The sequence below is a fragment of the Streptomyces sp. WMMB 714 genome, from assembly GCF_900090125.1.
Taxonomy (GTDB): domain Bacteria; phylum Actinomycetota; class Actinomycetes; order Streptomycetales; family Streptomycetaceae; genus Streptomyces; species Streptomyces daqingensis.
This window is the reverse complement of record NZ_FMHJ01000004.1, coordinates 449,251-475,525: the sequence shown is the minus strand read 5'-3', so window position 1 is coordinate 475,525 and position 26,275 is coordinate 449,251. Positions and strand designations below refer to the sequence as shown.

Genomic DNA, 26,275 nt, shown 5'->3' with positions numbered 1-26,275 from the left:
ACCCGTTCCCCGGCGTGCACGCCTCCCCCTGTGCCCGTCCGGCCCGTTCCCGCATAGGCGGCGGGCCGGACGGGCATAGGGGGCCTCATGGGCCGTGACGTCAGCAAGCCCCGCAAACCGCACCGACTGCCGCAATGGGTGCGCCGGGCCCTCCCGGGCAGCCGGACGCGCTCGACGACCACCGCCCTCACCCTCACCAGCACGCCGCGCCCGTACGCACGCGCCCTCGGACTCGCCGCGGTCGCCTTCTTCGGCGCCTGGCTGGGCCTGCTGATCGTCGGCAGCGTCGACGCGCCCGTCGGGCCCATGGACACCAAGATGACGCTGCGCCCGTCCCTCACCGGCGGCACGAAGGTCAACGTCTCCCCGCTCGGCGCCCTCGAACTGCGCAGCCACTACGCGCCGCTCCGCCTCGACGTCGACGTCGACCAGCTCGACCAGGAGCGCGCCACCGCCCTCGTCGACCATCCCGAACGCCTGGAGGGCCTCGAAAGCGAGATCACCTCGGACGTGCGCTCCGGAACCGCCGACCTCGCCCTGCGCGCCACCGCCGCCGCGGTCGTCGGCGCCTGCGCCCTGGGACTCGCCGTCTACCGGCGCCCCCGCCGCGCCCTGGCCGCCGGGGGTCTCGCTCTCGCGCTGTTCGCGGTCTCCGGAGCGACCGCCTTCGCGACGTGGAACCCGAAATCCGTACTCGAACCCAAGTTCTCAGGACTTCTCGCCAGCGCCCCCTCCGTCGTCGGCAACGCCCGCAGCATCGTCAGCGACTTCGACATCTACCAGCGGGAGCTGGCCCGTCTCGTCTCCAACGTCACGAAGCTCTACGAGGCGACGTCCACCCTCCCCGCCTACCAGCCCGACCCCTCCACCACCCGCGTCCTGCACGTCTCCGACATCCACCTCAACCCCGCCGCCTGGGAGATCATCAAGTCGCTGGTCGAGCAGTACGACATCGACGCGATCATCGACACCGGCGACACCATGGACCACGGCACGTCCGCCGAGAACGGCTTCCTGGAGCCCGTACGCGATCTCGGCGCCCCCTACGTGTGGGTCCGCGGCAACCACGACTCCGACACCACCCAGAAGGCGCTGGAGGACATGGCCGAGGAGAAGGGCAGCAACGTCCACGTGCTCGAGGACGGCGTGCCGTACAACATCGCCGGGCTGCGCCTCGCCGGCTGGGGCGACCCGCAGTTCACACCCGACCGCTCCGTACGGCCGGAGGGCGACCCGAAGGAGCGCGAGGAGGGCCGGAAACTGGCGGCGGCGCTGCGCGCCCAGAAGGCGGCGGGCACCCCCGTCGACATCGCGATCTCCCACAACCCCGTGCTCGTCAAGCAGGCCGACGGCCTCGCCCCCCTCGCCCTCGCCGGCCACACCCACCAGCGCAGCAACGAGATCCTCCGACACGACACCCGGCTGATGATCGAAGGCTCGACGGGCGGCGGCGGCCTGCGCGCCGTCGAGAAGGAGGAACCGCAGAACGTCTCGGCGTCCGTCCTCTACCTGGACCGCGACGACGGCGAGCTGCAGGCATGGGACGAGATCACCCTCGGCGGACTCGGCCTGTCCACCGCGGAGGTCACCAGGCACCTCGCGGAGGACGGCGAGCCCGGCGCACCGGCCTCTCCCAGCCCCTCCGACTCCACCAGTCCCTCCGGCCCGGCCAGTCCCTCCGGCTCGCCGGGGGCGTCCCGCTCGGGCAGCCCGGAGGAGGACTGACGGCCCGGGGCGGAGCGGCCCGGAGAGCCCGGCGGACGACCCGTCGCGCTCGGTCACTCACCGGGCGCCGCACCGGCCGCCCTCCGCAGGCGGACCGCGGCCCGGCCAACTCCCCGTAACCGTTTTGGCGAACGCTCCCGCTATCCCATATGCTTCTCACGTCCCCGACGCGCTGACGTACAGGAAGCGCCCAGGTGGGCCATCAGCCCTCATCGTCTAGTGGCCCAGGACGCCGCCCTTTCAAGGCGGTAGCACGGGTTCGAATCCCGTTGGGGGCACGCACCACCCTGTGCGAGACTTGTGCTCGCACGATGCTTGGTCCTGTGGAGCAGTTTGGAGTGCTCGCCACCCTGTCAAGGTGGAGGCCGCGGGTTCAAATCCCGTCAGGACCGCTGCGGCTGGGTAGCTCAGTTGGTACGAGCGTCCGCCTGAAAAGCGGAAGGTCGCCGGTTCGACCCCGGCCCCAGCCACCGCAGATGAACAGCGAAAAGCCCCCGTCGAGTTCGCTCGGCGGGGGCTTTCGCGTGCGCCGGATGACGCCGATTCCGACGCCTACCAGCGTCCCGCTCTTACTTTGGTCCTGGGCCGCACCTCCCATCCAGGAGGTGCGGCCCAGATCATGGCTTCCGGGGGCACGTTGTAGAGCTGTCTGCCTTTCGCCGCAGTCTCGGGGGTCTCAGTCCATACCCCGAGCCGTTGCGCGGAGAAGACTCAAGGAGCCAGCAGAAGGATGTCCGCGCGCTGCTTGGCTGCGGTGTAGCGCTTGGCGACGTCCTGCCAGTTGACGACGCGCCACATGGCTTCGATGAAGTCGACCTTCTGGTTCTTGTACTGGAGGTAGAAGGCGTGCTCCCAGGCGTCGAAGACGAGGATCGGGGTGGAGCCCTGGCCGATGTTGCCCTGGTGGTCGTAGACCTGCTCGACGACGAGCCGACCGCTGAGGGGCTCGAAGGCGAGGACGCCCCAGCCCGAACCCTGGGTGGTGGCTGCGGCCTTGGTGAGCTGGGCCTTGAACCCCGCGAAGGAGCCGAAGGATTCGGTGATCGCATCTGCGAGTTCGCCGACGCCGTCCTTGTCCAGGGGCTCTCCGCCGCCGTCGCCGGTCATGTTGTGCCAGTAGATGGAGTGCAGGATGTGGCCGGAGAGGTGGAACGCCAGGTTCTTCTCCAGGCCGTTGATCGATCCCCACGCCTCCTTGTCGCGCGCCTCAGCCAGCTGCTCCAACGTGTCGTTGGCGCCCTTCACGTAGCCGGCATGGTGCTTGTCGTGGTGCAGTTCGATGATCTCGGGGCTGATGACGGGCTCGAGTTCGGCGTAGTCGTAGGGGAGTTCGGGGAGCGTGTAGGTCGCCATGGCTGGTCCTCCGCATCGTCTGTGGCTTCGGCTCCTTAGCTCGGGCCACTTGTTGCACACGGTACGCAGGTGAAGGGTAGTGGCAGGAAGGTTGTTCCCCCTGGAGGCGAGGGCGTCCGCGGCGTTCTCCCCTCTTGGCGCAGTGGTACGACGGCGAACGGCCGGGACGGTTCCAGCGATCGGCCCGGTTCACCTCGTCGCTGTTAGCGCGTCGACCAACTTGCAGAGCAATTCACCGAGTTGACCTGCGGGGATGCCGCCGCCCTGGGCGACCTCGTCGTTGCCGCCGCCTCGGCCCTGGAGAGCTTCCTTGACCAGGGCGTTCGCGGAGAGCCCGGCTGTACGGGCAGCAGGGGTGAGGGCGACGGCCATCAGGCCCTTGTCGCCGTCGCGTGCCCCGATGGCGGCGATGCCGGGCCGGTCCTGGGCGAGCTTGTCGCGCACGGCCTGTGCCATCTGCCGCGCTGCGGAACCGTCTCCGTCGATCACCGATGTGGCCAGACGTGTGCCAGCGACCTCCCTGCTGTCGGCAGCCAGTTCGGCTGCTCGGGCATCGTTTGCGCGCTCGCGCAGACGCTGGTTCTCCTGGTCGGCGGCCTTGAGGCGGTCGAGGAGTGTGGCGATGCGGTCGGGGAGCTCGGCACGAGGGGCGCCCAGTTGTTCGGCGATGCGGGTGACGAGGTCGCGCTCTCGTGCCAGGTGGCCGAACCCCTCGCTGCCGACGGCTGCTTCGAGGCGGCGCATGCCGGCGCCGACGGAGGACTCGCCGGTCAGGGCGACGACTCCCACCTGGGAGGCGTGGGCGACGTGGGTGCCGCCGCACAGCTCACGGGACCAGGCTCCCCCGATCTCGACGACCCGCACCTGCTCGCCGTAGGTCTCGTCGAAGAGCGCGAGTGCCCCGAGCTCCTTCGCCTCGGACAACGTCATCCACCGCACGTCCACGGGCAGATCGCGGCGCAGTGCGCGGTTGGCGGCGTCCTCGATCTCGCTTCGGGCGGATGCGGACAGCGCGCCGCGCCAGGGGAAGTCGAGGCGGAGGTGGCCGGGGCGGTTGTAGGAGCCGGACTGCAGGGCGCCGGGGCCGAGGATCTCGCGCAGGGCGGCATGGAGGACATGTGTGCCCGAGTGCGCCTGCCGCGCGCCGAGGCGCCATTCGGGATCGACCTCTGCGTGAACCAGGTCGGTGACGGCCAGTTCTCCTGCGGTGATGCGGACTTGGTGGACGACGAGTCCGGGGAGGGGGCGTTGCACGTCGAGGACGTCGGCCTCCACGGATGCTCCGGCGAGGTGTCCCGCGTCGCTCTCCTGCCCGCCGGATTCGGCGTAGAAGGGGGTGCGGTCCAGGACTACCGTGACGATCTCTCCCGTGCGGGCGACGGGCTGCGATCCCTGGGGGCCGAGCAGAGCGAGGACACGGGAGTCGGTCGCGAGCGTGTCCCAGGCACGCCAGTCCGTGGCGCCGTGTTCGTCGAGCACGGCGCGCAGGGCGGAAGTGTCCGCCGTGCCACCGGACTTGCGGGACCGGGCATCGGCACGCGCGCGCTCGCGTTGCTGCTCCATCAGGGCGGTGAAGCCCTCACGGTCGACGGTTACGCCCTGTTCGGCGGCCATCTCCAGGGTCAGGTCGATGGGAAAGCCGTAGGTGTCGTGCAGCAGGAATGCCTGTGAGCCGGGCAGCCTGTTCTCCCCCTTCTCCCGCACCTCGGCGACGGCGGTGTCGAGGATCGTGGTGCCCTGCCGGAGAGTTGAGCGGAACGCGTCTTCCTCGGCGTAGGCCTGGTCGGCGATCCGGTCGAAGGAGTCCGCGACATCGGGGTAGCTGGGCGCCATGCAGTCGCGGGCCACGGGCAGCAGTTCGGGCAGGGCCGGGTCGTCGTGGTGCCCGAGCAGACGCATGGACCGCACGGCGCGGCGCAGGATGCGGCGCAGGACGTACCCGCGGCCCTCGTTGCCCGGGGTGGTGCCGTCGGCGAGGAGCATCAGCGCTGTGCGCACGTGGTCGGCGACGACGCGCAGCCGAACGTCGGCTTCCTCGTCGGCCCCGTAAGCCACACCGGCGAGTTGGGCTGCACGGTCGAGGACGGGCCGGGTCTCGTCGATCTCGTAGAGGTTGTCGACGCCTTGCAGGAGCGTGGCCATGCGTTCCAGGCCCATACCGGTGTCGATGTTGCGGCTCGGCAGTTCGCCGAGGATCGGGTAGCCGGACTTGCCGTGGCCCTCGCCCCGTTCGTACTGCATGAAGACGAGGTTCCAGAACTCCATGTACCGGTCCTCGTCGACGTCCGGACCCCCTGCGGCTCCGAGTTCGGGGCCGCGGTCGTAGTACAGCTCCGAGCAGGGACCGCAGGGCCCGGGAACGCCCATGGACCAGTAGTTGTCCTCATCCCCGCGGGAGACGATCCGCTCGTGCGGCAAGCCGGCGACGCGCTGCCAGAGGCGGCGTGCCTCGTCGTCGGTGTGGTGGACGGTCACCCAGATCCGGTCCGGTTCCAGGCCGTATCCGCCGTCGGAGACGGGCGTGGTCGACAGTTCCCAGGCGAAGGCGATGGCCTCTTCCTTGAAGTAGTCGCCGAAGGAGAAGTTGCCGTTCATCTGGAAGAACGAGCCGTGCCGGGTGGTGCGTCCGACTTCCTCGATGTCCAGCGTGCGTACACACTTCTGCACGCTTGCCGCTCGCGGCCACGGAGCGGCCGTCTCACCGGTCAGGTAGGGCTTGAACGGCACCATGCCGGCGTTGACGAACAGCAGCGTCGGGTCCGGCGTGGGCAGCGGAGCGCTGGGAACCACGGTGTGCCCGTGTTCGGCGAAGTAGTCGAGGAAGCGGGTGCGGATCTCGGCGGTGCGCAAGGTGACTCCGGGGCGGTCAATAGCGGTCGGCAGCGGTCAGAAGGGGAGTTCGGCGGGATGCCCGGGGCCGAGGAAGGCGGCGACTCCCCGCCCGGCCGGAGCAGGGTGGGTCGCCTGACGCCAACCGAGCCGCCGGTAGAAGCGCAGCGCGGAGTCGGCTCGGACGGACGTGAGGAGCCAGCAACGGCCGTCCGCTGCGGCGGTCGTCACGGCCTCCAGCAGCGCGGTTCCCACGCCGCGACCTCGTGCTGCGGTGCCCACCGCGAGCTCGTCGACCTCCATACCGCCGCAGAGCCACTCCTCGGTACGCAAGGGACCGAGAGCCGCGGCCACTTGGGGATAGCAGCGTCCGGATGGGAAGGGCGTGGGCGTCGTCCAGCCGACGGCGAAGCCCAGCAGACGTGCGCCGTTCAGGGCCAACGCTGCGGCGAATCCGGGCCTTTCGACGTCGCTGGCGAGGCGCTTCAGATATGCCGCGGCCCGTTCGGCGCTCTCGTCCCAGGGCGGCGAGCCGAACGCGTCCAGGTAGATCCCCCGTATCCCGTCCGCGTACGACAGCAACGTGTCCGCGTCGACGCGGCGCACCTCTGTGGTCATACGGCGGCCCGCGCTCCAGTCGTCGGACGGAGTGCGGCGAACTCCAAAGGCGCCGATGGGTCGATGGATACATCGAGCGGCGCCGGGGGAGAGTCGGCACGGACCAGCAGGTCACCGACGGCGGCGATCATCGCGCCGTTGTCGGTGCACAGACGCATGGGCGGTACGCGCAGCGTGATTCCCGCCGTACGACAGCGCTCCTCCGCCAGGGCCCGCACCCGGGAGTTGGCGGCGACCCCGCCGACCACCACGAGCGTGTCCACACCGTGGTCCTCGCACGCGATGAGGGCCTTGCGGGTCAGCACGTCGGCGACAGCCTCCTGAAGCGCTGCCGCTCCGTCCGCGACGGGCAGCGCCTTCCCGTTGCTGCGTAGGCGCTCGGTCCAGCGGGCGGCGGCGGTCTTCAGCCCGGAGAAGGAGAACGCGTACGGATCGTCCCGGGGGCCCGTCAACGGCCGCGGGAACGACACCGCCGTGGGATCGCCGTCCCGCGCCGCTCTGTCGATGGCCGGGCCGCCCGGGTAAGGGAGGCCGAAGACGCGGGCGACCTTGTCGAAGCACTCACCCGCTGCATCGTCCAGGGTGTCGCCCAGATGCACGATCGGCTCACGCACCAGGTCGCGGACGAGCAGCAGCGAGGTGTGGCCACCTGAGACGATCAGCACCATGCACGGGTCGGGCAATGCCCCGTGTTCCAGCGTGTCGGCGGCCACATGGCCCGCCAGATGATGCACGCCGTGGAGCGGCACTCCCAGTCCGTACGCGAGGCCCTTCGCCGCCGCGACGCCGACCTGAAGGGCCCCTGAGAGCCCTGGTCCCGTCGTCACCGCGACGGCCCCGATATCCGTGAATGCCAGGCCCGCTTCATCGAGCGCCTGACGGATCACGTGCTGGATGGCCTGGACATGGGCGCGTGCGGCGATCTCCGGCACCACTCCGCCGAAGCGTGCGTGCTCGTCCATGCTCGATGCGAGCGCATGCCCCAGCAGACGCCCGTCCTGCACCAGTCCCGCACCCGTCTCGTCGCAGGACGACTCGATACCGAGCACCACTCCTGAGGCCACGGCCGCACCCTTCTTGCAGCTAGATCGTTATTGCAAAGTATATGCAACAAGCCCCCAGGAGTCGGGGCCCCGTGCCCGGGGGCAGCACGGACACGGTCTGCGGGCAGGCATGGCTGACGCCAGTGTTGACGCCAACGAGCGCGGACATCGACGGCACCGACAGACGTCAGCGCAGCCCTGAACCAGGCACGAGTGTCAATCCCCCCTTCCTCCTCCGCCTGAAAAGCGGAAGGTCGCCGGTTCGACCCCGGCCCCAGCCACCGCAGATGAACAGCGAAAAGCCCCCGTCGAGTTCGCTCGGGGGGGGGCTTTCGCGTGCGCCGGATGACGCCGATTCCGACGGCAACGGCGGCGGTCCGCGTTGTACGTTGGCCGCATGACCGACTACCGAAAGGGCTATGCCGCGTAGGCGCCCCTCAGCCGTGCGCGGCGCCTTGCCTCAACGCATCCGCGGTCGCCGTCGCCATCCGTCCATCGACCACCTGTCAGGATCGTGCGCAGCCGACCTGCGCCGGCTCGAACGGGCCCGCTTCCGGCCCGACTCGACGGCCAGGGCGTTCCGGCACTGGCGAACTCTGGCGCACGGCCCACTCCGACGAGTCACAGACCCGTTCTTGGCAACTCGCTGCGAGATCCCCGAATGCGGCTGTGACCCCGGCCTTGCCCGCGATCACCTCGAAGCAGTGCTTCACGCCCTGCCGAAGAAGAGCGCACGCGAACTGCGCGCACTTGTGCGGTCTCTTGACGACAGGATCCTCACGAGGGCCAAGGTCATTCGGTACGACAACCCGGACGCGCCATGGTGGCGAGGGCAGGTCTGAAGGGCCGGCAGCCTTGCTGGATCAACTCGATGGGCAGCACCGGGGGTTGAGTCAGCCCACCAGGTCGTCGCTGCGCCGGCGGTGACCGGTCAGTCCCTGCGAGTGGTGCCTGAGGGGCGCGTGCGGGTCGCCGCCGGCGGGGGTGTGATCGGTGTGCACGGTCGCGGCGGTCAGCCGGGGTACGGCATGGATCAAGGCGTGTTCGGCCTCGACGGCCAGCCGATGCGCGGTCACGACGGTCAGGTACGGGTCGACGACGATGTCGGCCTCCGCACGCAGGGCGTGGCCGATCCAGCGCATTCGCACCTGGCCCACACCCCGCACGCCGTCGACGTCACGCAGGGCGTCCTCGGCTCGCTCGACCAGGTGGGGGTCGACGGAGTCCATCAGACGCCGGTACACCTCTCGTGCCGCGTCCTTGAGGACGGACAGGATGGCGGCGGTGATGAGCAGACCGATGACCGGGTCCGCGTACCGCCAGCCGAGGGCGGCGCCGCCGGCGCCGAAGAGGACGGCGAGGGACGTGAAACCGTCGGTGCGGGCATGCAGTCCATCGGCGACGAGAGCGGCTGAACCGATCCGCCGCCCGGTGCGGATGCGGTAGCGGGCGACCCACTCGTTGCCCAGGAATCCCGTCAGGGCCGCGGCGGCGACTGCCCACAGGTGGGTGATGTCGCGGGGGTTCAACAGCCGGTCCAGCGCCGCCCATGCGGCGAGGGCCGCGGAGGCGGCGATGGTGGCGACGATGAGGATGCCGGCGAGGTCCTCGGCGCGCCCGTAGCCGTAGGTGTAGCGGCGGTTGGCCGCTCGCCGCCCGAGCATGAAAGCGATGGCCAGTGGCACGGCGGTCAGCGCGTCCGCAGCGTTGTGGATGGTGTCCCCGAGCAGGGCGACCGAGCCCGACAGGGCGACGATGACCGCTTGGATCAGGGTGGTGAGGCCGAGGACGGCGACGGATATCCACAGCGTGCGCATCCCCTCCCGGGAGGTCTCCATCGCCGCGTCCACCTTGTCGGTGGACTCGTGACCGTGCGGCGTCAAGACGTGCGCAAGCCGGTGCCGAAGTCTTGCTGTGCGGGACCCGCCACCGTGTCCGTGGTCAGTGATGTGGTCGTGCTGTTTCCCCTCCATGACAGGCCACCGTGGCACAAGGAGCCCATTGCAGCCACAGCCGTCATACCTACTCCGACCAGCTGCGATACGTTCGCAACTACCCTCGGGGGGTATCAAGCTGGGGTATCAAGCTCCGACCGGGGGCGGAGCTGCCGGAGACCCGCTCGTGAGACCGCGCGCCGATCGGGCCCGGTCCCGCTCCCGTCAGTGAGGCCGTCCCGTGCCCGCACCGCGTCCGGCTGCGACTGCCGAGCAGCAACTGACCGTGTCCGTGGGCGCCTTGACGCTCCGCCGCGCCGCGAAGGGCGACGCGCGCGGAGAGCGTCGAGAGCGCCGAGGCGCGTCCATCAGCATCTCAAGAGGCCGCTCGCCGTGTTCGCCGCCGGCGCTTCTCAAGGGTGCGCCGTCGCCTGTCTCCGCAGCCCGTGCGCGGCTCGGCCGGAGGGCGAACGCATCAGACCGTTGTTCGCGGGTACCGGCGAGAGTGAACCCGGGTGTGCGGAACCGCCGGACTGCCGACGGTGCGTGCCGGATACCGCGAACTCCGCCGGGCACCGAACGACTTGGGTACACATGACCGATCAGCTTCGCGTGACGACGATGAACGTCCTGGATCTTCGGCAAGCCGACGGACCGCACCGGCGGGACGTGATCCGGGAGGGCATCCGGGCGTTGCAGCCGGACCTCGTCGCCCTTCAGGAGGTGGGCAGCGAGGCCGGGATCGACGACGTGGAGGACCTGCTCGGAGGCGGCTGGCACATCGCCGCGCATCCGCGCTGGGGTGAGGACGGCGTCGGTGCCGCGCTGGCGAGCCGCTGGCCCGTGGGTGAAGTCCGCTCCGACGATCTCCAGGTCACGGAGCGGACCAAGCAGACGCCCTGGTGCGGCGTGGTCGTAGCGGAGATCCACGCGCCCGGACCGCTGGGCACCTTCGTGGTCGCCCACCACAAGCCGAGCTGGCCCTACGGCTGTGAACGTGAACGCGAACTGCAGGCCGTGGAGTGCGCCCGGCTCGTCGAGGGCTTCGCCCGGGACGGCCAACATGTGGTGCTGCTCGGCGACTTCGACGCCGAGCCGGAGTCCGCGAGCATCCGGTTCTGGACGGGCCGGCAGTCCCTGGAGGGCGTCAGCGTGGCCTACCGCGACGCGTGGGACGCGCTCCATCCGGGCGAGCCGGGGCACACGTTCTCGCCCGGGGACAACGTCCTTGCCGCCGAAGGCCAGTCGGAGGTGGAACCGCCTCGCCGGATCGACTACGTGATGGTGCGCTGCGATAGCGACGGGCCGCCCACGCTGCGCGTCACGGACTGCCGAAGAGTCTTCGTGGAACCCGTGGCGGGCACGCAGGCCAGCGACCACTACGGCGTCTTCGCCGAGTTGACCCTGCCCCCGCGCACTCGACGGTCGGGGCCCGCTGCCCACTCGTTCTCCGGGAGATCTGCCGGAGCGGCATGAGCGGCCTTCCGGAACTGCCGCGCTGAAGCATCCGGAAGCGGGCACCCGGAAGCCAGTGCTCGGAAGCCGGAGCTCGGAGGACGGGACTCGGGGGACGGAACTCGGAGGCAGAGGACGGGACTCGGAGGCCGCCAGCCGGAAGTCCCGGGCCCCGGACTGTGGTTCGGCGGCGTCCGCTGCGGGCCCGTCGCCGCTCCCGGGCGTCACGGTCTTCCGGCGCATGCGCCCGCACTGATCCGTGCCCCTCGACGGGGTCGGCCCCGGGCCCCGTACGTGAAGAAGCAAAGCGAATCGACTGAGAGGAGAGACCCGTGGACTGGATGCTGGACGCCGCCTGCCGGGACGAGGACCCCGAGCTGTTCTTTCCGATCGGCACCACCGGGCCGGCCGTTCTGCAGGCCGAGGAGGCCAAGGCGGTCTGCCGTCGCTGCCCTGTCATCGAGCGGTGTCTGGAAGCGGGGGCCGACCAGCACTACGGAGTGTGGGGCGGGCTGTCCGAGACCGAACGGCAGGCCCTCAGGCGCCGCAACCGCAGGGCCGCCCGCCGAGTGAACCAGTGACGCGCACTCCTCCGCCGGCGGCGCCTCGCCGGGCGAGGTCCGCTCCCGGGGGTCGCCGGACGGACGCGCGTCCGCGGACGGCAGCGCGTCGGCGTACGGAAGCGCGTCGGCGTACGGAAGCGCGTCGCCGGGCGGACGGCAGGTGCTTCCGGCGCTCCCGTCCCCGAGGGGGCGGCACGCGGTGAGGCGAAGGACGCCAAGGACGCGGAGGACACGGAGGACGCGGAGGAACAAGCCTTTACCAACGCGTAACTTACCGCCGGGTTACTTGCGGTAAGCCCTCGCTGCTAGCTTGCGCGCATCCCACCGGAGCGCAGCGAGGAGTGAGCGATGAGCCCCGAGAGCACCCGTTCGTGTTCCGCCCGCGGCACCGCGCGTCCGGGGGCCCGCGGGGGCTCCGGCTCCGGCCGTCTCCCCCGTACACGCCGGCGCGCAGGCAGCGTGCGGGTCTGGGGACTCGCTGTCGCCGCGGCGGCCTGTGCGGCTCTGTGTGCCGTGCCCGCCTCCGCCGCCGAAGGGTCCGAGTCCGTGGCCTCCCGGGGAGCGACCATTCCGGAGTTCTACGACCCGCCTTCCGAACTCCCCGATCGGGACGGCGAGTTGGTCCGCCACGAACCGCTGCCGCTCGGGCTCTCCCTGCCCGGTCCGGACGGCCGCCCGATGCCGGGAACGGCGACCCGGCTGATGTACAAGTCCACGGATTCCAACGGGAGTCCGGTCGCGGTGAGCGGCGCGTACATCGAGCCGTCGGCCGAGTGGAAGGGCGAGGGGCCGCGGCCGCTCGTGGCTCTGGCATCGGGCACCATGGGGCAGGGAGACCAGTGCGCGCCCTCGCTGGCGCTGGAGCATCCGCTGACCCTGAACGGCCGGACCGTCTCCGTCGCGTACGAGGACCTGGCGGTCTACCGCCTCCTCTCCAAGGGCGCGGCGGTCGTGGTGACCGACTACGCCGGGCTCGGTACGACCGACCGGCTCCACACGTACGTCAACCGCGTCGACCAGGCGCACGCCCTGCTCGACGCCGCCCGCGCCGCACGCTCGGTGCCCGGGGCGTCGGTCACTCCCGGGTCGCGCGTCGGGCTGTACGGGTACAGCCAGGGCGGCGGAGCGAGCGCCGCGGCGGCGGAACTCCAGCCCACGTACGCTCCCGAGATCGAGCTGGCGGGAACCTACTCGGGCGCGCCGCCGGCGGACTTGACCGAGGTCATGAAGGGGATCGACGGCAGCGCCCTGGCGGGAGCGCTGGGCTGGTCGGTCAACGGCTTCGCCCAGTCCGACGCCGACGTGCGCGACATCGTCGAGGCCAACGTCAACGCCACCGGCCGCGACGCGCTGAAGGACCTCTCCACCATGTGCGTCGGCGACGCGATCTTCCGGTACGGCTTCACCCGGAGCGGCAAGTGGACGGAGAGCGGCAAGTCGCTCGGCGAGATCATCGCCGCCGAGCCGGAGGCGCAGGCCGTCCTCGACGACCAGCGCGTCGGCGACCGCAGGCCCGCGGGTCCGGTGCGGGTGGCGACCGGCGTCCAGGACGACATCGTCCCCCACGAGCAGGCCCGCCGGCTGGCCGTGGACTGGTGCCGCCAGGGCGGGAACGTCACGTACGAGGCGATCGAGCTGCCGAATCTCGGCGACAAGCTCCTCACCAACCACCTCGTCCCCCTCATCACGGACCAGGGCAAGGCCGTCTCGTGGCTGACGGACCGCCTCTCGGGCGACGCGGCGCCCTCCGGCTGCGCGGCTCTGCCCGGCAAGCGGTGACGGGTTCCGGCACACTGCGACCCGGTCCGGCACGGGCGGCGCCCGCGGTAGTCCCCCGTGCCGCATACGACCGGGCGAGTGGGGCGACCGGGCGACCGGCTGATCACCCTCTGGTCAACCGCCCATGCGCACAGGACACTTGGGCGTCCTTCCGGCGCGGCGGCGGTAACCGGCGACGAACTCCGGTACGTCCGCCGCGTCGGGTTCCGTGACCTGAGAGGAACCGGTGAAGCTCAGACGCCCCAGATCCGCGGCGAAGGCGGCCTCGGCCGCCGCGACCGCCGTACTGGCCCTCACGATCGGCGCGGCCGGCTCCGGCACCGCGCACGCACAGGAGGCACCGGCCGGCAAGGCCGCGAACCCCTGCCACTACTCGGCCGCGAAGCCCGCCCTCCAGCTCGGAGACACCGGCCCCGCCGTCAAGCAGGCGCAGTGCTACCTGCTGCACACCTTGATCATCGACGACATCATCGAGGTCAGCGGCACCTTCGACCAGAAGACCGAGATCCGCGTCGGTCAGTTCCAGCGCTGCGCCGGTCTCCCGTCGGACGGAGTCGTGGGGGCGACGACGTGGTCCGCGATGGAGCGGTTCATCAACAGCGGCCGCGTCTGCTGAGACCGCCGGTGAGCAAGTCCCGCGCGGCCCGTCACGTGAGGGAGACCGCGGCTGTACGCGGATGCCGTGAGACACACCCGGGCGGGTACGCGGGTTCGGTCCCGTGAGTGAGGCCTGAGCGATACGCGGGCACCGCAGCCGCGCATCGCTCAGGCCGTGACCGGCCGGCCGGGTGCTGGGACGGCGAGACCCGGCCGGCCGAGCTCGTCAGTCCGGCGGGTAGAGGTACGTGCCGTTCTCGTTGGCGAAACCGGACCCGAACCGGGCGCCCGCAGCGGGCAGTTGCAGGTCGACGGGGTTGAAGGCGAGCGAACCCGCCGCGGTCAGGCCGGACGAGGTGCCGCGCAGCGACCAGACGGCGCCGGTGCCGTTCTCCTCCGGTGCGGCGACGGCGAGTTCGGCCCGCGAGTCGCCGTCGACGTCGAGCAGGTGCACGGCTCCCCCGAACCGGTCGCCGGCCTCCGCGACGCCGGGGATCTTCGAGGTGTCCTGGTGGAAGGCCTGCGCACCGGTGCCGCTCAGCCCGCCGGAGCGGCCCTCGAGGAGCACCACCGCGCCCGCCGCGGGCTTCGTCCCGATGGCTTCGAAGGGCACCCCCACCGCCAGGTCGGCGTAGCCGTCGCCGGTGACGTCCCCCGCGTCGAGCCGGGCGCCGAACTGGTCGCCCTTCTCGCTGACTCCGGGAACGCCGGCCGTGTTCTGCGTGATCGTCTTGACGCGCGTGCTGCTCGGACCGCTCGACGTCCCGTAGTGGACCTTCACCGTCCCGGCGTCGTAGGGAAGGTTCTCGGTGATCCCGCCGGGGACCGTGCGGATCGCGAGGTCGCCCTTGCCGTCCTTGTCGAAGTCGCCGACGACCGCCGTGTCGGCGGAGTCCAGCGGAGCCGGGCTCGTGGAGAGGCCCGAGGCGGTGCCGCGCCAGAACTTGCCGCCCTCGGCGTGGTTCTGCCAGGAGTAGAACGTGGCGAGGTCGTCGATCCCGTCGCCCGTCATGTCGCCGGAAGCCACGGACGAGATCGAGTTGTCGGTGCTGTGCATGTCGACCCGCTGCTCGTCCGCGGGCTCGCCGGAGCGGGTGAACGGGCCGGCCAGCAGCGAGCGGAACTCCCAGTCGTCGCCGTGCCGCATGACGAGGTCCGCGTCGCCGTCGCCGTTGAAGTCGCCCGCCGCGAGGTCGTCGCCGACCTGCCAGCCGCTCGTCCCCTCCGGCGCCTCGATCGTCGTGGCGCCCTGCCCGGTGAGGCCGCCGGCGCGCCCCCACAGGACGGTCACGGTGCCGTAGCTGTTCGTCGCGGTGACCGACTCGCCGGAGCTGCGCACCGCGAGGTCGGTGAGGCCGTCGCCGTCGAGGTCGCGGGCGACGATCTTCTGGCCGAAGCGGTCGTCGCTCTCCGCCGTGCCGGGCACTCCGGCGGTGTTCTGGCTGATGAGCGTGGTCGACGAGGGGTCCGGCCCCTTCGCCGTGCCGTACGTGACGACGATGTATCCCGCCCTGGCCTGCCCGGAGACGGTCGCCTCGGAGGCGGCCGTGGCGACGTCCTGGTGTCCGTCTCCGTCGAAGTCCTCCCGCACGGACTTCGCGGAGGGGGCTTCGGCCGCGGCGGCCACCGTTCCGGCCCCCGCCGCGGACGCTCCGGCGGCGGACGCCGTACCCGCACCGGAGACGGCCGCTCCCGCGAGAGCGACCCCCGCTCCCACCACGGCCGCACAAAGCCGTCGAACGCGCATAACTCCTCCAAGTCCCCCCGATATGGCGGTTCGGAAGTGAGACACGCGGAACCCGCGAACGGTTGCGCGGATCATCCGTCAACTTGCGGATCGTTTCCGTCCGTTGGCGTAGGCCGTTCCCGTCCCTTGCGTACGCCGTACAGGGCGTTGGCGTACGCCGTTCCGTCCGTGGCGCACGCGGGGCGGAGACCGGCCGCGGCAGCGCACGGCAGCAGGACGGCCGTGCTCACCGGGCGAACGGCCGGCCGGGCGTGCCGCAACGGCCGCGGGGGAGCGGGCAGACGGGGCCGGGAGCGACCGCTGCGGCCCGAAGCCGGGGGCGCACAGCAGAAGCCGGCAGATGACGCCGAACCGGTTACCTCCTGGTAACCGATCTGCTTACATGGCGAAGGACTGATCCCCCACCCCCACGGGAGACGACATGCCACCCTCAAGCCGCCGGGTACGGAAGCTCCTTCGCGCTCAGAGCCTCGCAACCATCGGCGCGCTGGCCGCAGTCACCCTCGTCGCGAGCGGTTCCTCCGCGAACGCCTCGCTTCCCGACGCACCGCCCCAGGCGGCGCCCGCTTCGTCCGCCGAGGGCACCAGCGCCCCAACGGCTGCCGGAAAGGCGGAGGAGGCCGGGAAGGCGGAGGCTGCCGGAAAGGCGGAAGCCGCCGACACGCCCGCCCTGAAGGTGCTCAGCTACAACACCTTCCTCTTCCACAAGCTCATCTATCCCGACTGGGGCCAGGACCACAGGGCCGACGCCATCCCGGACGCCGACTTCTTCCAGGGCCACGACGTCGTCGTCCTCCAGGAGGCCTTCGACAACGGCTCGTCCGACACCGTCCAGGAGAAGGCGAAAGCCCAGTACCCGCACCAGACTCCGGTGATCGGGCGGAGCAAGGACGGCTGGGACGCGACCGGCGGCTCCTGGTCCGACATCGCTCCGGAGGACGGCGGGGTGACGATCTTCAGCAAGTGGCCGATCGTCCACAAGGAGCAGTGGGTCTACGACCACGGCTGCGGTGCGGACTACCTCTCCAACAAGGGCTTCGCGTACGCCGTACTCGACGTGAACGGCGCCAAGGTGCACGTCGTCGGCACGCACCTCCAGGCGGGGGACTCGGCGTGCGGTGACGGCGAGCCGCAGGAGATCCGCGCGGACCAGCTCAAGGCGATCGACTCCTTCCTCGACGGCAAGTCCATCCCCGCCGACGAACAGGTCATGGTCGCGGGCGACTTCAACGTGAACTCGCGCGGCGAGGAGTACCCGTCCATGCTGGCGAACGCCGACCTCGCGCCGGCGGACGCCCGTACGGGCCACCCCTACTCGTCGGACCACGTGGAGAACACCATCGCGAAGGGGCGCAACGACAACGGCAGCCGCTCCGACCTGGACTACGTCCTGCACCGCAACGGCCACGCACGCCCCGCGGGCTGGCAGAACGAGGTCATCAAGGAGGTGAGCGCCCCCTGGGAGTCGAAGGAGGGCACCTTCACCAACCTCTCCGACCACTACCCCGTCATCGGGGGCCCGGCCTCCTGACGCATCCGCATCGGCGCCGCTGACGTCGGCCCCCGGCCCGGGCCTCTTCAACCCCCGGGCCGGGGGCCGCTCACTCCCGGCCCGGGGCTGCTCACTCCCGGCCCGGGGCTGCTCACTCCCGGCCCGGGGCCTCGGACGTTCAACCGGGGCCCTCCCGGCGGCCGGTGCCCTCCTGGGAGCCGCCGCTGTCCGCGGCGGCGGGCGGTCCCTCCGCCGCGGACTGCCCGCGCAGCCGCTCGTCGAGGGTGAGGAAGACCGTCATCCCCGCCAGCGCCCAGGCGGACAGCACCAGATAGGGCCAGACGTGCACGTTCCCCGGGAAGTACACGGCGGTGTGCTGGGCGTTGACCGAGGCGCCCGGAGGGAGCCACCGCCCGACCGTGCCCAGCAGAGACGGCAGGAGCGGCCACGACACCGCCCCGCCCGACGACGGGTTGCCCAGCAGCACCAGCAGGAACCAGGTCGGGATCATCGCCCAGCGCCCGAAGAGGGTGTTGAACATCGTGAAGACCATGCCCGCGGTAAACATCGTCAGCGAGAGAATCGCCCAGGAATGGACGAAGGGCAGGTGCACCGCGCGCAGCAGCCAGCCCACCATCGCCGCGATGACGAACCCGCCCAACAGGGAGTACGCGGCGATGACCGCCAGGCGGGGCCACCTGGCGAGGCCCGGGACGTTGGCGTGGAGCTGGATCGCGCCGATGAAGCCGATGATGTCGGCGGCGAGGGTGATGTAGAAGATCGTCAGTCCGCGCGGGTCGCCGCGCCCGAGCGGCTTCAGGTCGCGGACGGTCACTTCGACGCCCGCCGCCTTGCCCGCCTTGGGGGCGGCCGACCGCAGCACTTCGGCCACGGAGGCGCCCGCCGCACCCGAGAGGTCCATGACCACGTCGCCCTCCGCTCCGACCCGCAGGACGGCGAAGACCTTCTGCTCATCGACCGCTTCCTCCGCCTCCGCGTACGTCCCGTACCGGTGCAGCTTCAGCGAGGAGCCGAGCCCCTTCTCCATGGCGGTGACGAAGTCCCGCGCCTGCCGTTCGTCCTGGGCGCGGCCCACGACGGCGGTGGGGATGTCGTGCGGGGTCGGGTCGGCCATGGCGTAGGTGTAGGAGGCCGCGAAGAGCCCGGCCCCGGCGGCGACGATCAGGACCAGCACGGAGGCCGGGAAGAAGGGGGAGCCGGTGAAGGCCTGCCACCGCGAGCGCCAGAACCCGGACCGCGACGGGCCGGACCGCGACGGGCCGTGGGACGTGCCGGATCGCGGCGTGCCGGACCGCGACGTGCCGGACCGCGGCGATCCGGGAGAGGGGCGGTCGGAGTCCGCACTGGAGCCCGGGTCGTTGTGCTCGTGGTGCTCGCTCATGCACGTCACACTAGGCAGCTTCTGCGGCAATAGTTCCTTAAGTCGCTTTCGTTCGCCGCCGCTCGTGCCGTACGGAGGTCCGCGCTTCCCCGTGTGAACCGGCCCGCGTGAACCGACCCACGGGGAATTGGCTGGCAGCCGGATTCGGTGTAGTGCGATCCTGGAGCAGGTATGCCGACATCCACTTCTCCCGCCCCGTCCTTCGACGCACTGCGCGAACGCCTGCCCGAGCTGCTCCTGCGCGACCGGCAGCGCCTGGGCCGGCGCCTCGACGGCGCCCGGAAGATCCGCAAGCCGCAGGCCCGGGAAGCGGTGCTCAGCGAGATCGCCGCCGCGATGGACGACTCCGAGCTGAAGGTGGCGGCGCGGCGCGAGGCCCTGCCCGAGATCAGTTACCCGGAGCAGCTGCCCGTCAGCCAGAAGAAGGACGACATCCTCGAGGCGATACGCGACAACCAGGTCGTGATCGTCGCGGGCGAGACCGGCTCGGGCAAGACGACGCAGATCCCCAAGATCTGCATGGAGCTGGGCCGCGGCGTCCACGGCGTCATCGGCCACACGCAGCCCCGGCGTATCGCGGCGCGCACGGTCGCCGAGCGGGTGGCCGACGAGCTGGGCACGGAGCTCGGCGAGGCCGTCGGCTGGAAGGTCCGCTTCACGGACCAGGTCAAGGACCACACGCTCGTCAAGCTGATGACGGACGGCATCCTCCTCGCGGAGATCCAGCAGGACCGCGAGCTGCGCCAGTACGACACGATCATCATCGACGAGGCGCACGAACGCAGCCTCAACATCGACTTCCTGCTCGGCTACCTGGCTCAACTCCTGCCCAGACGCTCGGAGTTGAAGGTCGTCATCACCTCCGCCACGATCGACCCGGAGCGCTTCTCGCGCCACTTCGGCGACGCTCCGATCGTCGAGGTCAGCGGCCGCACGTACCCGGTGGAGGTCCGCTACCGGCCGCTCCTCGAAGAGGACTCCGAGGGGAAGGACCGCGACCAGGTCACGGCCGTGTGCGACGCCGTCGACGAGCTCCAGGCGGAGGGCCCGGGCGACGTCCTCGTCTTCCTCTCCGGCGAGCGGGAGATCCGGGACACGGCCGACGCGCTGGAGAAGCGGAACAACCGGGGAGGCCGCACCGCCGGCAGGGAGACGGAGATCCTCCCCCTCTACGCACGTCTCTCGCACGCCGAGCAGCACCGCGTCTTCCAGCGGCACTCCAATCGCCGCGTCGTCCTCGCGACGAACGTCGCGGAGACGTCGCTGACCGTCCCCGGCATCAAGTACGTCGTGGACCCGGGCACCGCCCGCATCTCCCGCTACAGCCACCGCACCAAGGTCCAGCGGCTGCCCATCGAGCCCGTCAGCCAGGCCAGCGCGAACCAGCGCAAGGGCCGCTGCGGCCGTACGTCCGACGGCATCTGCATCCGGCTCTACTCGGAGGAGGACTTCCTCTCCCGCCCGGAGTTCACCGACCCCGAGATCCTGCGGACGAACCTGGCGTCCGTGATCCTCCAGATGACGGCCGCGGGGCTGGGCGAGATCGAGAAGTTCCCCTTCATCGACCCGCCGGACCACCGCAGCATCAAAGCGGGCGTGCAACTGCTGGAGGAACTGCACGCGTTCGACACCGAGCAGGGCGGCAGGAAGCGCCTCACCGCCACCGGCCGCAAGCTCGCGCAGCTGCCGGTGGACCCGCGGCTGGCCCGCATGGTCCTGGAGGCGGACCGCAACGGCTGCGTCCACGAAGTCATGGTGATCGTCGCGGCGCTGTCCATCCAGGACCCGCGCGAACGCCCCGCGGACAAGCAGCAGCAGGCCGACCAGCAGCACGCCAGGTTCCTGGGCCCCTCCTCGGGCAAGGAGGGAGAGCCGAGCGACTTCCTCGCGTTCCTCAACCTCTGGCGGTACGTGCGGGAGCGGCAGCGGGAGCTGTCCTCGTCGGCGTTCCGGCGCATGTGCAGGGCGGAGTTCCTCAACTACCTGCGCATACGGGAGTGGCAGGACATCCACGCCCAGCTGCGCCAGGTGGCGAAGACCATGGGCATCCACACGGCGCCGGCCCACAAGGGCGGCGAGGAGGCGGAGGTCCCCGCCGACGCGGTCCACCAGTCACTGCTCGCGGGGCTGCTCTCGCACGTCGGCCTCAAGGACACCGAGAAGAACGAGTATCTCGGCGCCCGCAGCGCGAAGTTCGCCGTCTTCCCGGGTTCGGCGCTGTTCAAGAAGCAGCCGCGCTGGCTGATGTCGGCCGAACTGGTCGAGACGTCGCGGCTGTGGGCGCGCGTCAACGCCAAGATCGAGCCCGAGTGGGTCGAGCCGCTGGCGCAGCATCTGGTCAAGCACACCTACAGCGAGCCGCACTGGGAGCAGAAGCAGGCGGCCGTCATGGCCTACGAGCGGGTCACGCTCTACGGCGTGCCGCTCGTCGCCCAGCGCAAGGTCAACTACGGGCGGATCGACCCGGAGACGGCCCGCGACCTCTTCATCCGGCACGCCCTGGTCGAGGGGGACTGGCGCACGCACCACCAGTTCTTCCGTGACAATCGCAAACTCATCGACGAGGTCGAGGAGCTGGAGCACCGGGCACGCCGCAGGGACATCCTCGTCGACGACGAGACGCTGTACGACTTCTACGACCAGCGCGTCCCCGAACACGTCGTGTCCGGCGCCCACTTCGACTCGTGGTGGAAGAAGCACCGGCGCGAGGACCCGGACCTGCTGAACTTCGAGAAGTCCATGCTCATCAGCGAGCGGGCCGACGAGGTCAGCCGGACCGACTACCCGGACGTGTGGCAGCAGGGCCAGCTCACGCTGCGCGTCACCTACCAGTTCGAACCCGGCACGGACGCGGACGGCGTCACCGTCCACGTCCCCCTGCACGTGCTCAACCAGATCACCCACGCGGGCTTCGACTGGCAGATCCCGGGGCTGCGCCACGACCTGGTCACCGAGTTGATCCGCTCGCTCCCCAAGGCCGTACGCCGCAACTACGTGCCGGCGCCCGACTTCGCCGCCCGCTTCCTGCGCACCGCGGCGCCCGGCGGGGAGGCGCTGACGAGCACGCTCGTCCGCGAGCTGCGGCGCATGGTCGGAGTGCCCTTCGAGGCGGGCGACTTCGACTGGGAGAAGGTCCCGGACCACCTCAAGGTCACCTTCCGGGTGGTGGACGAACGGCGCCGGACGCTCGCGGAGTCCAAGGACCTGGAGGAGCTCCAGCTCCGGCTGCGGGAGAAGACGCAGGCCGCGATCGCGCGCGCCTTCGAGTCCGCGGAACGCTCCCGGCGCTCGAAGAAGGCGGCCGGGGGAGGCGGCGAGCAGCAGGAAGGCGCGCGGGACGCCGGCGCCGGGCACTCCACGTCCGAGGCGGCAGCAGGCCAGGGCGCCGCCCTGGCCTCCCGTACGGGCCTCACCGACTGGACGATCGGCGCTCTCCCCCGCGTCTTCGAGACGAAGCGCGCGGGCCAGCCCGTCAAGGCGTACCCGGCGCTCGTCGACGACGGCGGCTCCGTCTCGGTGCGGCTGTTCGACACGGAAGACGAACAGCAGCAGACCATGTGGAGCGGGACCCGCCGCCTGATCCTGCTCAACATCCCTTCCGATCCGGCCAAGTTCGCCGCCTCCAAGCTGTCCAATCCGCAGAAGCTCGCACTGTCCCGCTCGCCGCACGGCAGCGTCCAGGCTCTCTTCGAGGACTGTGTGACGGCCGCCGCGGACCGGCTGATCGCCGTGCACGGCGGCCCCGCCTGGGACGAGGACGCCTTCCGCAAGCTCTTCGAGGCGGTGCGCACCGACCTCGTCGAAGCCACGCTGAGGACGGTCAAGCAGGTCCAGGAGGTGCTGGCGGCCTGGCACTCGTGCGAACAGCGCCTGCGCGGCATCACCAGCCCCGCCCTGCAACCCTCCCGGGCCGACGTCGAGGAGCAGGTCTCCGCGCTCGTCTGCCCCGGCTTCGTCACCCGGCACGGCGCGCACCGGCTCCAGGACCTGCTGCGCTATCTCGTCGCCGCCGACCGGCGTCTGCAGCAGATGCCGAACAACGCGGAGCGCGACCGTACGCGCATGGCGAAGGTCAAGGAGATGCAGGACGAACACCTGTGGCTGCTCGAGCAGTTCCCCGAGGGACGCCCGCTTCCGCAGGCCGCGCGGGACATCCGCTGGATGATCGAGGAGCTGCGCGTCAGCTACTTCGCCCATGCGCTGGGCACCGCCTACCCGGTGAGCGACAAGCGCATCGTGAAGGCGGTGGACGCGGCGGTGCCGAAGCCGTGACGAGGGGGTGACGGCGGCGTCGCCCTGAGTGAGTTCGCGCCGCTCCTCGCGCTGCTGTAGAGTCTCGTCTCGCGCCGCGCGCCGGAAGGCGGAAGCGGGCATCGGCCCTTCGAGGCCACCAGGTCCTGTGGAGCAGTTTGGAGTGCTCGCCACCCTGTCAAGGTGGAGGCCGCGGGTTCAAATCCCGTCAGGACCGCAGAAGAAGAGCCCGCCCCCGGCCGCCGGGGGCGGGCTCTTCCGTGTGTCTGCTCCGTGTGCCTGCGCGGCTGTGCGCGTCGGGGCGCGTGTGGCAGGTTGTGCGTCCCCAGGCACCCTTCGGCCCCGAGACCGTGTCAGACCCGGAGCGCACCATGACCGTCCCAGCGGACACCCCGGCGGACATCCCGACGGCCCACTTCCACTTCGACCCTTCCTGCCCGTTCACGTGGCTGACCTCGCGCTGGCTGCTGGAGGTCGCCAAGGTGCGTCCGCTGCGGGTGAGTTGGCACCTCATGAGCCTCTCCCTGCTGAACGAGGGGCGCGACGACGACCCGGAGGACGACCCCGAGGGCTACCTCCGGATCCCGGTGCGCGTATGCGCCGCCGTACGCCACGAGCACGGGCAGGAGGCGCTGGCGAGGTTCTACACAGCCCTGTGGACCAAGGACGCCTCGGACGCGGGCAATTGGCTGAACGGTCTCCAGGTCTCGCTCGACAGGGCCGGACTTCCCCGCTCGCTCGCCGAGGCGGGCACGACGGACGCCTACGACGAGGCGGTCAGGGCGTCGCACGCCCGCGCGGTCGCGCTCGTCGGGAACGGCCTCGGCACCCCCGTGATCGCCGTCGAGCCGGCCGCCGGAAACGCCGGACCGGAGGGCGGGGAAGAGACGGCCGACCGCAGGACCGCCTTCTTCGGCCCCGTCGTCTCCCGGGTGCCGACGGGCGAGGCAGCAGGACGCCTGTGGGACGGGCTTCTTCTCGTGACCTCGACGCCCGGATTCCACGAGGTCCAGACGTCCCGCCCCTCCGCGCCCTGAGGGGCGGGACGCCGTGCGCTTCCCGCTGCTCCCGTGCGCCCCGCCCGGCGCGACTTGACGGCCCGTCCGCCCGGCAGTACGTCTCCACAGGGAGGTGGGGCGATCGTGGGGACGACTCCGCAGGACCCGGACCGGAGCAGGGCCGTGACCGCGGCGCTCCTTCGCGCGCACCTCTCGGCCGCGAGCCGGTACCGTCATCTGACGCCGCAGTGCCCTGTCTGCCACCGCCTGTTGCGCCTCGTGATGGAGCGCGTGCCGGACGAACCCGGGGACGCGGAAGAGGCTCCTGCGTCCAAGTAGTCAACACCGGTTCCGGATAAGCCAGTTGGGTAGGGGGTCTGGACCGGGCGCGGAGCCCTCCCCGCAGGGGAGCGCCTTTACCCGAGAGTGGCACATGCCACAAGTGGCGGGAGATGTGACGGGAGTCACCGATTCCACTCCGCACGAGGCGGAAGTTACGGGCTTCTCACCACCCGTCAATTTAATATGTGCAATTGCACCATGCACGAGAGGTCACCACGGAACCCCGCACTCCGGTGGTCGGTCGCCCCAACTGCCCCATACGCACCAGCAGTCGGAGAGCCCCGCGGCCCCGCAGGCCGGCCCCGGCGACCAGAGCCGAACGGTCAGAACTTGACCGTCACCGCACAAAAAAGATCGCGCCGGACCCGGCGGAGTCCAGCGCGATCAACGTTCAAGCGCCGTTGGGGACAGCGACCTGACGCTTCTCACCACGGGCGCCGATCCGGGGTGTGGGCCCCGAATGCGCCCTGATATGCAGTTATTTCGCCTGATCAAACCTCACTGCGCTGCTGCGGGATGCCCGCCAGCAGTGCGCGCACCTCCGCCTCGCGGTAGCGGCGGTGCCCGCCGAGCGTGCGAATCGACGTGAGTTTGCCAGCCTTTGCCCAGCGTGTGACCGTCTTCGGGTCCACGCGGAACATCGTGGCGACCTCAGCAGGGGTCAACAGCGGCTCGGCATCAGGGGTGCGAGCGGTCATGAGCGGCCTCCTCGGAGGAACCGAACCATACGGTTCTTTCCTTGAATTCTGCACCTTGGCCCGCCTTGCCCGATATGGGCGAAGGCAGACCGAGTCGGTTATAGGACGAACGGCTTGTCCTCGGCACTACAACTACACCATCTGTCCAGCCACGTCGGCCAAACCGATGGAATTGCCCTCTGAGGTGTTCAACCTCGACGGAAGCCGATGGACCGCCCTATAACGGACAGTCACCCTGCCGTGACGATCAGTCACAACGTGACCAAGCGGCATCAGACCCACCAAGGAAGGCAATACCGATCTATCCGACCATAGTTGGATGGATGGAGCCCCCGTCGAGCTCCTTGTCCTATTTTGACACGAGGGACGGCTCTGAGAGCAAGGCCCCGGAAAGTGCCGTCCGTCACGCTTGAGGCTTTGGCCCCTTTCGGGACCTTGGTCCTGGAGGTCCGCGACGCGAAGCAATCCCCGTTCTGCATCCGAGCCACCGGCCTGTGTTCAGTTCACGAACACACCGTGAACCTGCACCGACCGGCCCGCGCATCAGTTGGCGAACTGCAGTTCCCGTACAGCCCGCCAGCGGTCCGTGAGCCGCTCGTACGCTTCGCCGGCCCGCTCCCCGTCCCCTGCGCGCAGTGCCTCGATCCCCTCCGCGACATCGGCCGCGGAATGGTCGTCGGCGAGCTGCTCCTCAGGGATCGCGTGCGCCAGGCCGCCGTAGTCCAGTTCGACGAGAGACCGCGGATGGAACTCCTCCAGCCACCGACCCACGTCTACCAGGCCTTCGACGAGCGGCCCCTCCTCCAACTCCTCGCGGAGCACCTTCAGTCCACGGGCGAGGCGGCGCCGCGCCTGGACCATCGGCGTGCGATAGCGGAGGACGAACTGCTGAACGCTCTCCTCACCGCTTCCGGGCTTCGCAAACTCTTTCTCTTCCGAAGAAAAAAGAACGAACCAGCGCACAGGCACGTGCCAGAGCGCCGTCCTGATCCACGGACGGGCGTCCGGGTTGCGGATCAGCCACCGTTCGTAGTCGGAGGCGGCCTGCCGCCGCACGACGGGCGGCACAGCCGCGTCCAGCACCGTCTGCGGCATCGCCACCTCCTGCTCCCCCGCCGCCTGGGAGAGCGCGGCGAGCGCCTGCCAGCCGCGCAGCCGCGTCCGCCAGGGACACACGCAGACGACCCCGTCGACCTCCGCGACGAACGCGTCCGCACTTTCCCGCACAGGCACGGCCACGGGCGGAGTGGGCAGCAGGTCGGCCAGCGAGCGCCGCAACTCGTCCTGCGCCGTGGGCACCCGCTCCCGCTTGGCGTACCGCACCCAGTGGGCCCGCTCCGGTTCGGGGAACGCGGCCAGTGGCTCGTACACCCGCAGATACGCGGCGTACGGGACGATGGCCGAGGCCTGCTGAGCCACGCGTTTCCTCCAAGATCTGTGACAACGGAC

At 70.6% G+C, this 26,275-nt stretch carries 18 protein-coding genes and 4 tRNA genes; 13 read left to right on the top strand and 9 right to left on the bottom strand.

All coding sequences use genetic code 11. The annotated features are described in order from the left end of the window. The first annotated feature begins 87 nt into the window (after positions 1–87). The 4 genes from H181DRAFT_RS09915 (at position 88) to H181DRAFT_RS09900 (ending at position 2,195) form a co-directional block, all read left to right on the top strand. A complete protein-coding gene (locus H181DRAFT_RS09915) occupies positions 88–1,725 on the top strand; it encodes a metallophosphoesterase family protein (RefSeq protein WP_052708524.1) in 1,638 nt (545 codons plus the stop codon). Positions 1,726–1,930: 205 nt separating this feature from the next. Beyond that, positions 1,931–2,003, top strand: a tRNA-Glu gene (locus H181DRAFT_RS09910). A 39-nt stretch (positions 2,004–2,042) separates the two neighbouring features. Then, positions 2,043–2,117 (top strand) — tRNA-Asp (locus H181DRAFT_RS09905). 4 nt (positions 2,118–2,121) lie between these two features. After that, a tRNA-Phe gene (locus H181DRAFT_RS09900) sits at positions 2,122–2,195 on the top strand. Between the two features lie 241 nt (positions 2,196–2,436). Here the strand turns inward: H181DRAFT_RS09900 and H181DRAFT_RS09895 are convergent. From H181DRAFT_RS09895 to H181DRAFT_RS09875, 5 genes are all read right to left on the bottom strand, one after another. After that, positions 2,437–3,078, bottom strand: coding sequence for a superoxide dismutase (locus H181DRAFT_RS09895; protein ID WP_045863881.1), 642 nt, complete (start codon positions 3,076–3,078; stop codon positions 2,437–2,439). Between the two features lie 189 nt (positions 3,079–3,267). Then, positions 3,268–5,928 (bottom strand): alanine--tRNA ligase, encoded by a 2,661-nt coding sequence (gene alaS / locus H181DRAFT_RS09890; protein WP_045863880.1) that lies wholly within the window; start codon positions 5,926–5,928, stop codon positions 3,268–3,270. A gap of 36 nt (positions 5,929–5,964) precedes the next feature. Then, positions 5,965–6,525: a GNAT family N-acetyltransferase gene (locus tag H181DRAFT_RS09885; protein WP_045863879.1), complete on the bottom strand. Its 561-nt coding sequence runs from the start codon at positions 6,523–6,525 to the stop codon at positions 5,965–5,967. Continuing rightward, positions 6,522–7,589, bottom strand: coding sequence for a tRNA (adenosine(37)-N6)-threonylcarbamoyltransferase complex transferase subunit TsaD (tsaD, locus tag H181DRAFT_RS09880; protein WP_045863878.1), 1,068 nt, complete (start codon positions 7,587–7,589; stop codon positions 6,522–6,524). The genes H181DRAFT_RS09885 and tsaD overlap by 4 nt, the downstream gene beginning before the upstream one ends. A gap of 872 nt (positions 7,590–8,461) precedes the next feature. Beyond that, positions 8,462–9,541, bottom strand: coding sequence for a cation diffusion facilitator family transporter (locus H181DRAFT_RS09875; protein ID WP_045863877.1), 1,080 nt, complete (start codon positions 9,539–9,541; stop codon positions 8,462–8,464). Positions 9,542–10,096: 555 nt separating this feature from the next. Here H181DRAFT_RS09875 and H181DRAFT_RS09870 point away from each other — a divergent pair. The 4 genes from H181DRAFT_RS09870 to H181DRAFT_RS09855 all read left to right on the top strand — a co-directional run bounded on the left by H181DRAFT_RS09870 (position 10,097) and on the right by H181DRAFT_RS09855 (position 13,915). Then, complete coding sequence (locus H181DRAFT_RS09870; RefSeq protein WP_045863876.1) at positions 10,097–10,978, top strand: endonuclease/exonuclease/phosphatase family protein; 882 nt, start codon at positions 10,097–10,099, stop codon at positions 10,976–10,978. A gap of 311 nt (positions 10,979–11,289) precedes the next feature. Further along, complete coding sequence (locus H181DRAFT_RS09865) at positions 11,290–11,538, top strand: WhiB family transcriptional regulator (protein WP_045863875.1); 249 nt, start codon at positions 11,290–11,292, stop codon at positions 11,536–11,538. Between the two features lie 330 nt (positions 11,539–11,868). Continuing rightward, positions 11,869–13,299: a lipase family protein gene (locus H181DRAFT_RS09860; RefSeq protein ID WP_078895623.1), complete on the top strand. Its 1,431-nt coding sequence runs from the start codon at positions 11,869–11,871 to the stop codon at positions 13,297–13,299. A gap of 226 nt (positions 13,300–13,525) precedes the next feature. After that, on the top strand, positions 13,526–13,915 hold the full coding sequence (locus H181DRAFT_RS09855; protein WP_045863874.1) for a peptidoglycan-binding domain-containing protein: 390 nt from the start codon (positions 13,526–13,528) through the stop codon (positions 13,913–13,915). A gap of 207 nt (positions 13,916–14,122) precedes the next feature. On the opposite strand, the gene H181DRAFT_RS09850 is transcribed toward H181DRAFT_RS09855, so the two are convergent. Further along, positions 14,123–15,616, bottom strand: a complete 1,494-nt coding sequence (locus H181DRAFT_RS09850; RefSeq protein WP_254666770.1) for an FG-GAP and VCBS repeat-containing protein — start codon at positions 15,614–15,616, stop codon at positions 14,123–14,125. 448 nt (positions 15,617–16,064) lie between these two features. Here H181DRAFT_RS09850 and sph point away from each other — a divergent pair, with 448 nt between their 5' ends. Further along, on the top strand, positions 16,065–17,174 hold the full coding sequence (gene sph, locus H181DRAFT_RS09845; RefSeq protein WP_078895622.1) for a sphingomyelin phosphodiesterase: 1,110 nt from the start codon (positions 16,065–16,067) through the stop codon (positions 17,172–17,174). Between the two features lie 139 nt (positions 17,175–17,313). Here sph and H181DRAFT_RS09840 read toward each other — a convergent pair whose 3' ends face one another. Continuing rightward, positions 17,314–18,537, bottom strand: coding sequence for an ABC transporter permease (locus H181DRAFT_RS09840; RefSeq protein ID WP_052708523.1), 1,224 nt, complete (start codon positions 18,535–18,537; stop codon positions 17,314–17,316). A 171-nt stretch (positions 18,538–18,708) separates the two neighbouring features. Here H181DRAFT_RS09840 and hrpA point away from each other — a divergent pair, with 171 nt between their 5' ends. The 4 genes from hrpA (at position 18,709) to H181DRAFT_RS29855 (ending at position 24,125) form a co-directional block, all read left to right on the top strand. After that, the gene (hrpA, locus tag H181DRAFT_RS09835; protein WP_045863872.1) at positions 18,709–22,809 is read left to right on the top strand and encodes an ATP-dependent RNA helicase HrpA; all 4,101 of its coding nucleotides are present in this window, start codon (positions 18,709–18,711) and stop codon (positions 22,807–22,809) included. Between the two features lie 121 nt (positions 22,810–22,930). Continuing rightward, positions 22,931–23,005: transfer RNA gene (locus H181DRAFT_RS09830), tRNA-Asp, on the top strand. A 154-nt stretch (positions 23,006–23,159) separates the two neighbouring features. Further along, positions 23,160–23,825 carry a mycothiol-dependent nitroreductase Rv2466c family protein gene (locus H181DRAFT_RS09825; protein ID WP_045863871.1) on the top strand — a complete coding sequence of 222 codons (666 nt, stop codon included), beginning with the start codon at positions 23,160–23,162 and terminating at the stop codon, positions 23,823–23,825. A gap of 105 nt (positions 23,826–23,930) precedes the next feature. Next, the gene (locus H181DRAFT_RS29855) at positions 23,931–24,125 is read left to right on the top strand and encodes a DUF6274 family protein (RefSeq protein WP_045863870.1); all 195 of its coding nucleotides are present in this window, start codon (positions 23,931–23,933) and stop codon (positions 24,123–24,125) included. A gap of 494 nt (positions 24,126–24,619) precedes the next feature. On the opposite strand, the gene bldC is transcribed toward H181DRAFT_RS29855, so the two are convergent. Then, a complete protein-coding gene (bldC, locus tag H181DRAFT_RS09815) occupies positions 24,620–24,826 on the bottom strand; it encodes a developmental transcriptional regulator BldC (RefSeq protein ID WP_027749187.1) in 207 nt (68 codons plus the stop codon). 543 nt (positions 24,827–25,369) lie between these two features. After that, positions 25,370–26,245 (bottom strand): DUF8083 family protein, encoded by an 876-nt coding sequence (locus H181DRAFT_RS09810; RefSeq protein ID WP_045863869.1) that lies wholly within the window; start codon positions 26,243–26,245, stop codon positions 25,370–25,372. Positions 26,246–26,275 lie beyond the last annotated feature (30 nt).